The organism is Hoeflea sp. BAL378, assembly GCF_000759435.1.
GTDB lineage: Bacteria > Pseudomonadota > Alphaproteobacteria > Rhizobiales > Rhizobiaceae > Hoeflea.
Genome location: NZ_JRJG01000156.1, coordinates 1 through 10922, shown reverse-complemented (window position 1 = coordinate 10922; position 10922 = coordinate 1). Strand labels below are relative to the sequence as shown.

The window sequence follows — 10922 nt, the reverse complement described above, 5'->3', positions numbered from 1 at the left end:
CCACCACCTCGCCCCGCCGCTGCTGTCGCGCGGCGTCGACGCCCGCGGCCGGCCGCTCAAGCGGGCGTTCGGCCCGGCGATCCGGCCGCTGTTTTCCGTGCTTGCCGGGCTCAAGGGCCTGCGGGGAACGCCGTTCGATCCGTTCGGCCACACCGCCGAGAGGAAGATGGAGCGCGGGCTGATTGGCTGGTTCGAATCGCTGATGGCGCAGTGCGTGCGGGAGGTCACCCCGGACACGGCCGGCATCTGGGCCGAGATCCTCGCCGCGCCGATGGAAATCCGCGGCTTTGGTCCGATCAAGCACGACGCAGTCGCGGCCGCCAGGGCAAGGGTGGAGGCGCTGCTCGCGTCCGCCGCCCGGCCGGACGGGCGGATGAAAGTTGCCGATTCGACCGTGGATTGACCCGGCCCGTTGCGCGGCAGATCGCGCAACGGGAATATTCGCCCTAGGCGCGCAAGCAGGCGAGGCTGTAATGTGGCCCCTGCTTTGCGCAAAGGGGTCTTCACGCCTACATGCCCGATATTCATCTCATCGCCACCTTCGTCATCATCGCGGCCACCGTCATCGCCTATGCGTCGGAACGCTGGGCCATGGAGACCGTGTCGCTGGTCTCGCTTGCGGCGGTGCTGCTGCTGTTCGGACTGGTTCCCTATTCCGGCCCCGCCTCAGGCGCAGCCGGCGAAACGCTCTCTCCGGAGCAGCTTCTGTCGGGATTTTCCAATCCGGCGCTGATCACCGTGATCGCGCTGCTGATCGTCGGCCAGGGCCTGTTCGCCACCGACGCCATGGAACTGCCCGCCCGCCGGCTCGGCAAGATGGGCGGCGCGGCGACGTTCCGGCCGGTGCTCTACATCCTCGTCGGCGCGGCGGTGATCTCGGCCTTCCTCAACAACACGCCGGTGGTGGTGATCTTCATCCCGATCCTGGTGGTGATCGCCGCGCAGCGGTCGATCTCGCCGAGCCGGGTGTTCATTCCGCTGTCCTTCATCACCATTCTGGGCGGCATGACCACGCTCATCGGCTCGTCCACCAACCTCCTGGTGGCCGGGGTGGCGCTCGATTACGGCATCGAGGTCGGCTTTTTCGACATCACCGGCATGGGCGTGATCCTGGCGCTGGTGGGCGGCGCCTATGTGCTGGGCGTGCTGCCCAAGCTCCTGCCCGAGCGCGAGGCCGAGCTGTCGGCGGGCGCGCGCTCCGGCGCACAGTTCATCGGCGAGATCACGCTCCACCGGGATCATCCCTTCGTCGGCATAAAGGCCAAGGCGGGCATGTTTCCGGGCCTCGGCGACCTTACATTGCGCCTGCTGCAGCGGCGCGACGTGCCGGTGCTGCCGCCGTTCGAGGATTTCACCCTTTCGGCCGGCGACACGCTGGTGGTGAGCGGAACCCGGCGGGCCTTCTCCAAGGCGCTGTCGCTCGGACGCGCCGCGCCCAAGGTCGATGACGGACCGGTCGAGGACACGTCCCCGGACCTGCCGCCCGGGCCGGACTATCACCTGGCCGAAGCGGTGATCTCGCCCGGATCGCGCTATGCCGGGCGCACCATCCAGCTCTCCGGGCTCCGGCCGCAGTTCGGCATCTCCGTGCTCGGCGTGCAGCGCAAGAGCCGCATGGCGCGCTCGGCCATGTCCGACATCAGGCTCGAACCGGGCGACACGCTGCTGATCGGCGGCCCGATGGAGGCGATCGCGCAACTGAGGGGCAATCACGACCTGCTGCTTTTGGAATACTCTGCCGAGGCCGTGCCGCAGTCGCGCAAGGCGCGCATCGCCGTGGCGATCTTCGCCGGCATCATCGTGCTGTCGGCGTTCTCGATCATGCCGATCGTCGTGGCGGCGGTGTGCGGCGCGGTGCTGATGCTGCTCACCGGATGCCTCTCGATCCTGCAGGCGGCGCGGGCCTTCGACCGGCAGATCTTCCTGCTGGTGGGATCGTCGGTGGCGCTGGCCACCGCGCTCGAAGCCACCGGCGGCGCCGCGCTGATCGCGTCGAGCGCGCTCGACCTGATGCAGGGCGCGTCCGCCGGCGTGATCCTGTCGGGCCTGTTCCTGGTGATGGCGATGCTCACCAACATCCTGTCCAACAACGCCACCGCGGTGCTGTTCACGCCGATCGCGCTCGGGATTGCCAAGGGCATGGGGGTTTCGCCGGCGCCCTTCATCGCCGCGGTGATCTTCGCCGCGAACTGCTCGTTCGCCACGCCGATCGGCTACCAGACCAATCTCCTGGTGATGGGACCCGGACATTACCGGTTCAGCGATTTTTTGCGCGCCGGAACCCCGCTTGTGATCATCATCTGGTTGACCTTTTCGCTGCTTGCGCCATGGTACTACGGACTGTGAACCGCTTCGAACCCCCGGCATGATGAACCAACCCGTCAATTCCCCGCAGTTCTTTCTCACCGCGCCCTCGCCGTGTCCCTATCTCGAGGGCCAGGGCGAGCGGAAGGTGTTCACCCACCTGGTGGGGGAAAAGGCGCCGGAACTGAACGATCTGCTGACGCAGGGCGGGTTCCGGCGGTCGCAGAACATCGCCTACCGTCCGGCCTGCGAAACCTGCCGCGCCTGCATCTCGGTGCGCATCCTGGCGGCGGAGTTCGAACCGACGAAGTCGATGCGGCGCAACATGGCGGCCAACAGCGACCTCATCGCCACCGAGTATCACGCCGAACCCTCGAGCGAGCAGTTCAAGCTGTTCCGCCGCTACCTCGACAGCCGCCACCAGCGCGGCGGCATGGCCGACATGAGCATCGGCGACTATGCGATGATGGTCGAGGATTCCCATGTCGACACCCGCATCATCGAGTACCGGACACGGGTCGAGGGCGACGGGCTGCAGGAGACGCCGGCCGGAGAGCTGATCGCCGCGGCGCTCACCGACCGGATGGGCGACGGGTTGTCGATGGTCTATTCCTTCTACAAGCCGGAGGAGACCGCCCGCTCGCTCGGCACCTTCATGATCCTCGACCACATCGCCCGCGCCAAGACGCTCGGCCTGCCGCATGTCTATCTCGGCTACTGGGTCAAAGGATCGCGCAAGATGGAATACAAGACCCGGTTCCTGCCGCAGGAACATCTGATGGCGCAAGGCTGGCAGCGCTACCAGCCCTAGCGACCGGCGGCCCGGCCGTCCGGCGGACACCGTCCGCGCCCTCCGTTTTCTCAGACCCATCCATTTTCCTCCGCAAGGCTGCCTTTCATGCATGATCCCATTCAACAGGCGGCCGACCATCGCAAGGGCCTGGCGATCACCGCGTTTGGAGGACTGGCGCTGACGGTGGACATTCCGTTGATCCGGCTGTCGGAGAGCGACGCCTGGTCGGCGCTCGCCGTGCGCAGTGCGCTCACCTTCGTGGCCGCCATCGTCGCCTGGAGTTTCATCCGCTTCGCGCTCAAGCGGACGCTGCCCATCATTCCGGGCAAGGCCGGGCTGCTGGTGGTCACGCTCTACGGCATCGCCTCGATCACCTTCATCCTGGCCGTCTACAACACATCCACCGCCAATCTGGTGTTCATTCTCGCCTTTAATCCGATGTTCTCGGCGCTGCTCGCCTGGTGGCTGGCCGGCGAAAAGCCCAAGGCTCAGACCTTCGCGGCGATGATCGTGATGATCGGCGGCGTGTCGCTGATCGTCGCCGACGGCATGAAGGCCGGCAATCTGACCGGCGACCTGCTGGCGCTCGCCTCGAGCCTGATCCTCGCCGGCGCGATCACCGCCAGCCGCAAGGCCCGGGTCGACATGGGCTTCGCGCCGCTGTTCGCGGCCATCGTGCCGTCGCTGATCGGGCTCGCGATGGTGGGCGGGCCGGCTGGGCTGGTGCTGGGCAACCCGCAATGGCTGGTGCTCAACGGGCTGGTGGTGATCCCGATCGCCTTCTGGTGCCTGGCCACCGGCCCGCGCTACATCTCCGGCCCCGAGGTGGCGATGTTCTACCTGCTCGAGACCATCCTCGCGCCGGTCTGGGTCTGGATGATCTTTGCCGAGGCGCCGACACGGATGGGACTGGTCGGCGGCGGCGTCATCGTCGCGGCGCTGGTGGCCCATTCGGCGTGGCAGTTGTCGGCGCACAAGCGGGCAGCACGAAGCCTGGCGCCGCGGCATCCGGTGTGACCGCCCTGCCCCATTCTGGTCTCATCGCGGTGCTTGTATGGACTGAGACACCAACCGGACCCGCCCCTTGCCGCGCCTCAAAACCCTCATCCTGATCATGCTCTTGTGCTTCGTGGCCCCGGCGCTGGCCTCGCTCGGCGTCCGCGCGGCCAGTTCGCAGCCGGGCTCCTGGCGCAGCGCCGACTGGTCGTCGTCCGGCCTGCTGCCCGCAGCGGTGGATGATCCGGGCGCCGCGATCTATGTGATGGCGGCGCGGACCGGCGGCCTCAAGGGCGCGCTGGCGGTGCATAGCTGGATCGTCACCAAGCCCGCGGGCGCGGCCGTCTACACGCGCTACGACAAGGTCGGCTGGGGCAGCCCGATCCGCACCAATGCCTATGCCGCCGACGGGCGCTGGTACTCGAACGAGCCCGACATCCTGCTGGCCCTCCACGGCGACGAGGCGGCCAAGCTGATCCCCAGGATCCAGACGGCGGTCCGCGACTACGCCTATGCGGCGCGCGGCGACTACCATATCTGGCCGGGGCCGAATTCGAACTCCTTCGTCGCCCATGTGCTCAGGGACGTGCCGGAACTCGGCATAGCGCTGCCGCCCGAAGCGGTGGGGCGCGACTACCGGCCCTGGGGCGAGTTCCTGACGGTCACGCCCGACTGGCGCAATCTGGAGATCTCACTCGGCGGCTATGCCGGGCTGGCGGTGGGCGCGCTCTACGGGGTCGAACTGCGGCTCGGCGGCCTGGTGTTCGGCCTCGATCTGGCCCGGCCCGGCGTGAAGCTGCCGGGGTTCGGGCGGATCGGGGTCTAGGCGCCCGCCGTTTGCGGGCCGGGACCGACCTTCTTGACCAGGCACATGGTCTCGGCGGTGAAATGGCCGGTGGCGCCTTTCGGCATCCAGAGAGGATACTGCCGCCGGTGCTCCTCGACCCAGCCGGTCCGGGCGTAGAATTTCTCCGCGGGCACATTGCCGACCTGGCACAAGAGCCGCGCCACCGCGAAGCCCTTTTCCGCGATCCTCGCCTCCGCGAACGCCATGAGCTGTTCGGCGATCCCGCTGCCGCGCGCATGGCGGGCGATGAACAGCTTGGTCAGTTCGTCGCCGTTGACGGCGACAAAGCCCAGGATCCTGCCCGCCTCCTCGGCGACGTAGAACGTATCTTCCGAGGCGCCGTAGATGTCGTCGATGCAGGCGGGCGTGCGCAGCGGCAGCACTTCGGGGCTCACCAGATGCGCGTGGCCATCGTGCCAGCCGTGATGCAGGATCTCGACGATGGCGGCGCGGTCTCTTGCTTCGGCGGGCCTGATGTCACTCATGGGACCAGTTCTTCCAATCGACGGCGGTCATGGCAAGGCGGGCAAAGCCGGGCGGGCGCCGGCGCTTGCCCGTTAGCTGAACTTGCCCGACCGCGGGAAGCCCTTGGGCACCAGGCGTCCGGCCTGGGCGCGGTCGGCGATCCATTCGGTCAGTTCGTCCTTCTTGCGGCTGTGCAGGCGCCCGGCGCTGTCTTCCCAGGTGAGCCCCTCCTCCATCGCGAAGCACTTGATGTCGGCGATGCCGCCATCCTTGTAGCGCTGCAGGCGCACGCCCTTGCCGCGGCTCATCTCCGGCAGTTGCGCGAGCGGGAAGATCAGCATCTTGCGGTTGGCGCCGATGACGGCGACATGGTCGCCGGTCACGGGCACGCACAGCCGGGTCTCGTCGGGCAGGCTCACATTCATGATCTGCTTGCCCTTGCGGGTGTTGGCGACCAGTTCCGTCTCGGCGACGATGAAGCCGTTACCGGCGGTCGAGGCGATCAGCAGCTTGCGCGCGGGATCGTGCACGAAGGCGGTCAGCACCGCCTGGTCATTGTCCATGTCGACGATGATCCGGAGCGGCTCGCCGTGGCCGCGGCCGCCCGGCAGTTTGTCGGCGCCCAGCGTATAGGCCTTGCCGCCGGTGGTGACGATGACGATCCGGTCGGTGGTCTGGGCCGGGAAGGCAAGCTTGAGCGCGTCGCCATCCTTGAACTGCAGCGAGGCATAATCGGCCATGTGGCCCTTCATGCCGCGGATCCAGCCCTTCTCCGAGATCACCACGGTGATCGGCTCCTTCTCGATCATCGCCTGCTCGATGGCCGCGAGATCGGCGACCGGCGCCTCGGCGAATTTCGTCCGGCGGGCGCCGAGCTCGGTCTCCTTGGAGAACATCTTGCGGACATTGCCCACTTCCCAGGCCACCGTCTGCCACTGCTTGGCGTCGGAGGCGAGCAGCGCCTCGATCTCCGCCTTCTCGCCGGTCAGGCCCTCGAATTCCTTGCGGATCTCCATTTCCTCGAGCTTGCGCAAGGACCTCAGGCGCATGTTGAGGATGGCTTCGGCCTGGATGTCGGTGAGCTCGAAGGTCTTCATCAGCTCGAGCTTCGGCTCGTCCTCCTCGCGGATGATGCGGATCACCTCGTCGAGGTTGAGATAGGCGATCAGGAAGCCCGACAACAGCTCCAGCCGCCGGTCGATCGCCGCCAGACGGTGGCGCGAGCGCCGCTGCAGCACCTCGCGGCGGTGCGCCAGCCATTCGCTGAGCACCTCGGCGAGGTTCATCACCTTCGGCACCTTGCCCATCGACAGGACGTTCAGATTGAGCGGAATGCGGTTTTCGAGTTCGGACAGGCGGAACAGCGATTCCATCAAGAGGTTGGGATCGACCGTGCGGCTCTTGGGGATCAGCACCAGGCGCACGTCCTCGGCGGATTCGTCGCGCACGTCCTCGAGCAGCGGCAACCGGCGGGCGATCAGCAGTTCGGCGATCTTCTCGATCAGCCGCGACTTCTGCACCTGGTAGGGCATCTCGGTGATGACGATCTGGTAGCCGCCGCGGCCGGTGTCCTCGGTCTCCCACTTGGCGCGGACGCGGAAGCCGCCGCGGCCGGTGCGATAGGCTTCGAGGATCGACTCGCGACTGTCGATGACGACGCCGCCGGTGGGGAAATCCGGGCCCTCGACATATTGCAAGAGGTCCTCGACGGTGGCGTCGGGCTTGCGGATCAGCGCCAGGGCCGCGTCGCAGAGTTCGGCGGCGTTGTGCGGCGGGATCGAGGTCGCCATGCCGACCGCAATGCCGGTGGCGCCGTTGGCGAGCAGGTTCGGGAACGCGCCCGGCAGCACCACCGGTTCGCTGTTTTCCTCGTCATAGGTGGTGCGGAAGTCGACCGCGTCCTCGCCGATGCCCTCGATCAGCAGTTCGGCGACCGCGGTCATCTTCGATTCGGTGTAGCGCATGGCGGCCGCGCTGTCGCCGTCGATATTGCCGAAATTGCCCTGGCCGTTGGCGAGCGGATAGCGCACCGCGAAGTCCTGCGCGAGCCGCACCAGCGCGTCATAGATCGACTGGTCGCCATGGGGATGGAAGTTACCCATCACCTCGCCGACGATCTTGGCGCATTTCTTGAACGAGCCGTTCGACCTGAGCCCCATCTCGCTCATGGCGTAGACGATGCGGCGGTGCACCGGCTTCATGCCGTCGCGCACATCGGGCAGTGCGCGGTGCATGATGGTCGACAGCGCATAGGCCAGATAGCGCTCCTCGAGCGCCTTCTTCAGGTCGACAGGCTGAATATGGTCGCCGCCGCCGGGCGGAATAAGGCTTTTTCCCATGGGGTGGGGTTACCGGAGAGGGTGATTCGGGGCAAGGGGCGGAGGTCTTCGCGGCAAGTCATCATCAATTCATCGGCAAGACGGATTTTTTTCCGCGTCCATGTCGAAACCGTCTCCGCCCGTTCGTCACTATCACGTAAACTCGGCCTTCGGCTTGCAACGCTGGGGCCTCACCCCAAGGAAAGGGACAGGACATGAAATACCTTGCATTGATCTACACCGCGCCCGGCGCTTCCCCGGACTATGGAACGCCGGAATTCGGCCCGTTGATGGATGCCTACCGGGCCGCCGGCGAGGTGTATCAGCGTGACGGCGTGATGCTGGGCGGCGAAGCCCTGCAGCCGACGTCGATGGCGACCACGGTGCGGGTGCGCAACGGCAAGACCGAGACGATGGACGGGCCGTTCGCCGAAACCAAGGAGCAGCTCGGCGGCTTCTACATGTTCGAGTGCGCCAATCTCGACGACGCCATCAGATATGCGGCGATGATCCCGGCGGCGGAGCACGGGTCGATCGAGGTGCGCCCGGTGATGGAGCTCGACTAGGCCGCATGGCGCCGGATCCTTCCGATCAGGAAAGGCGCGCGCGAGACGCCATAGAGACGCTCGCGCGCGCCGAGACCGGTCGTCTGCTCGGGGCGCTGCTGCGCGACATCCGCGACTTCCAGATGGCCGAGGACTGCCTGCAGGAAGCCATGGAGTCGGCGTTGACGCACTGGGCGCGCAACGGCCTCCCGGACTCTCCTGCCGGCTGGGTGCTGCAAACGGCGCGCCGGAAGGCCATCGACCGGTTGCGGCGCGCGCGCAATTTCGACCGCAAGGCCGAAGAATACGGACTGCTGATCGAGCTCGACCAGCAGACGGTGGACAGCGAGGCGCCCGCGGCGATCCCCGACGAGCGGCTCAGGCTGATCTTCACCTGCTGCCATCCGGCGCTCGACGCCAAGACACGGGTGGCGCTGACGCTCAGGACCCTGTGCGGGTTGACGACGCGCGAAATCGCCCGCGCCTTCCTGGACAGCGAGACCGCCATGGCGCAGCGGCTGGTGCGGGCCCGCCACAAGATCACAAAGGCGGGCATTCCGTTTGAAATTCCCGAGCCCGACCATTGGGGGGCGCGGCTGAACTCGGTGCTGTCGGTGATCTATCTCACCTTCAACGAGGGCTATTCCGCCACCGCCGGCTCCGAACTGCTGCGCCACGACCTGTGCCTGGAAGCCATTCGCATGGGGCGGCTGATGCTCGAGCTCCTGCCCGGCAACGCCGACTGCGAGGGATTGCTGGCCCTGATGCTGCTCAACCACTCCCGCTCCGGCGCCCGGGCCGATGGCGAAGGCGGGATGATTGCGCTCGAGCATCAGGACCGGGCGAAGTGGAATCGCCAGGAGATCGCCGAGGGATGCGCGCTGCTCGACAGCGCGCTCGCCCGCGGCATGGGCGGCGTGTTTCATTTGCAGGCGGCGATCAGCGCGCTGCATGCCCAGGCGCCAAGCCATGCGGCGACAGGCTGGCGTGAAATCGTGCTGCTCTATGAAGGCCTGCACCGGCTCACGCCAAACCCGGTCTACCTGCTCAACCGCGCCGTGGCGCTGTCCTATGCATCGGGAGCGGAGGAAGCCCTGGCTGCGCTCGCCCCTCTGGAGGCGGAGCTCGGCGCCTACCAGCCGTTTCACGCGGCCAAAGCCGACTTCCTGCGCCGGACGGCCCGGATCGGCGCAGCGCGGCAGAGCTACCGGCGTGCAATCGCGCTGAGTGCGAACGAGAGCGAGCGACGCTTTCTCGAAAGCCGGATGGCGGCCCTCGACCAGCCCGGCTGAGCGGTTCCCCCCTGCCCGCAGCCACACATGCACCACAAAGCTGTGGACGATGACAGGATCGGTCGCGGCCTATATTATGGACGAGACAGCCCCCGGATCAGGATGCAGGTTGCGACCGCATCGCCAGCACAAGGACTTTCCGATGACGACCCACTGCACGCCCAAGCGTCTGTTCGCCGCCTCCCTGCTCGCGACCGCGGTCTCGGGCCTCGCATGGCCCGCCTATGCGCTCGACGCCGATGACTTCGCCACGAAGGTCGCCGCGCTCGCCGGCCAGGGCGGTGCGAAGATGAGCTTTTCGGCGGTGGAGCCGGACGGCGACACCATCGTGCTGAAATCCGTGCGGCTGGTCTCTCCGGGCGACCCGGCCGTCGAGATCGGCGACGTCACCTTCACCGGCGTCGAGGAAGAGGATGATGGCGGCTATTACGTCGAGCAGGCGCTGTTTGGCGACATCGAGACCGAGAAGGAGGGCGTGAGCCTGAGCGTCGCCGACATCGAACTGTCGGGGCTGACGGTGCCGGCGGAAGTGAACTACGAGTCGCTCGACAGCCTGGCCATGTATGAGGAGTTCTCGACAGGCGCGGTGCTGGTGCAGAAGGCCGGCAAGGAGATCTTCTCGATGTCCGGCATGACCCAGGAGGTGAACCGGGCCGACGACGGCTCCAGCGTCGGCGTGACGATGGAGGGCGCGGACATGGCGATCGATCTCAGCCAGATCGAAGACCCGAAAGCCCGCGATGCGCTGAGCGAGCTCGGCTACACGACCGTGAACGGCGACTTCAAGATCGACGGCGTCTGGGAGGTCGAGCCCGGCATCCTCAACCTGCGCGAATACTCCCTCACCCTCGATGACGTCGGGCGCGTGGCGATGACGCTCGAAATGTCGGGCTACACGCTCGACTTCATCAAGGGAATGCAGCAGGCGCAGGCCGCCGCCGCCGCGAACCCGGATCCGAAGGCCGCCCAGCAGGCCATGGGATTTGCGATGATGGGGATGCTGCAGCAGTTGAGCTTCAATTCGGCCTCGATCCATTTCGAGGATGATTCGGTGACCGGAAAGGCGCTCGCCTATGCCGGCAAGAAGCAGGGCGTCACAGGCGAGCAGATGGGCCAGTCGCTGAAGTTCATGCTGCCGCTGATGCTCGGGCAACTGGGCGTGCCGGCGCTGCAGCAGCAGATCGCCGCGGCGGCGAACGCCTATCTCGACAATCCGCAGAACCTGACGATCACCGCGAAGCCCGCGAGCCCGGTGGCCGTGCCGGTGATCATGGGCGCCGGCATGGGCGATCCGCGCACGCTGGTGGACCTGCTCAACGTGCAGGTGACCGCCAACGACCCGACGCTGCTCTGCTGCAAGCA

At 66.9% G+C, this 10922-nt stretch carries 10 protein-coding genes; 8 read left to right on the top strand and 2 right to left on the bottom strand.

The features are described from left to right. The 5 genes from LL06_RS27780 to LL06_RS23630 form a co-directional block, all read left to right on the top strand. Nucleotides 1-403, top strand: a 403-nt coding sequence (locus LL06_RS27780) for a DUF6537 domain-containing protein (RefSeq protein WP_035532852.1), incomplete at its 5' end; no start/stop codon positions are given. 110 nt (nucleotides 404-513) lie between these two features. Further along, nucleotides 514-2346, top strand: coding sequence for an SLC13 family permease (locus tag LL06_RS23645; RefSeq protein WP_035532849.1), 1833 nt, complete (start codon nucleotides 514-516; stop codon nucleotides 2344-2346). A gap of 19 nt (nucleotides 2347-2365) precedes the next feature. After that, on the top strand, nucleotides 2366-3115 hold the full coding sequence (locus LL06_RS23640; protein ID WP_035532847.1) for an arginyltransferase: 750 nt from the start codon (nucleotides 2366-2368) through the stop codon (nucleotides 3113-3115). An 87-nt stretch (nucleotides 3116-3202) separates the two neighbouring features. Further along, the gene (locus tag LL06_RS23635; protein ID WP_035532845.1) at nucleotides 3203-4114 is read left to right on the top strand and encodes a DMT family transporter; all 912 of its coding nucleotides are present in this window, start codon (nucleotides 3203-3205) and stop codon (nucleotides 4112-4114) included. Nucleotides 4115-4181: 67 nt separating this feature from the next. Beyond that, nucleotides 4182-4919, top strand: a complete 738-nt coding sequence (locus LL06_RS23630) for a DUF3750 domain-containing protein (protein ID WP_152599749.1) — start codon at nucleotides 4182-4184, stop codon at nucleotides 4917-4919. Here the strand turns inward: LL06_RS23630 and LL06_RS23625 are convergent. Both LL06_RS23625 and parC read right to left on the bottom strand, forming a co-directional pair. Next, the gene (locus LL06_RS23625; protein ID WP_035532844.1) at nucleotides 4916-5425 is read right to left on the bottom strand and encodes a GNAT family N-acetyltransferase; all 510 of its coding nucleotides are present in this window, start codon (nucleotides 5423-5425) and stop codon (nucleotides 4916-4918) included. The genes LL06_RS23630 and LL06_RS23625 overlap by 4 nt on opposite strands. A 72-nt stretch (nucleotides 5426-5497) precedes the next feature. Beyond that, a complete protein-coding gene (parC, locus tag LL06_RS23620) occupies nucleotides 5498-7744 on the bottom strand; it encodes a DNA topoisomerase IV subunit A (RefSeq protein ID WP_035532842.1) in 2247 nt (748 codons plus the stop codon). 194 nt (nucleotides 7745-7938) lie between these two features. On the opposite strand from parC, the gene LL06_RS23615 reads away from it, so the two are divergent. From LL06_RS23615 to LL06_RS23605, 3 genes are all read left to right on the top strand, one after another. Beyond that, the gene (locus LL06_RS23615; protein ID WP_035532841.1) at nucleotides 7939-8289 is read left to right on the top strand and encodes a YciI family protein; all 351 of its coding nucleotides are present in this window, start codon (nucleotides 7939-7941) and stop codon (nucleotides 8287-8289) included. 5 nt (nucleotides 8290-8294) lie between these two features. Continuing rightward, nucleotides 8295-9560, top strand: coding sequence for a sigma-70 family RNA polymerase sigma factor (locus LL06_RS23610; RefSeq protein WP_052161867.1), 1266 nt, complete (start codon nucleotides 8295-8297; stop codon nucleotides 9558-9560). Nucleotides 9561-9702: 142 nt separating this feature from the next. After that, the coding region (locus tag LL06_RS23605; RefSeq protein ID WP_052161866.1) for a hypothetical protein at nucleotides 9703-10922 on the top strand (1220 nt) is incomplete at its 3' end.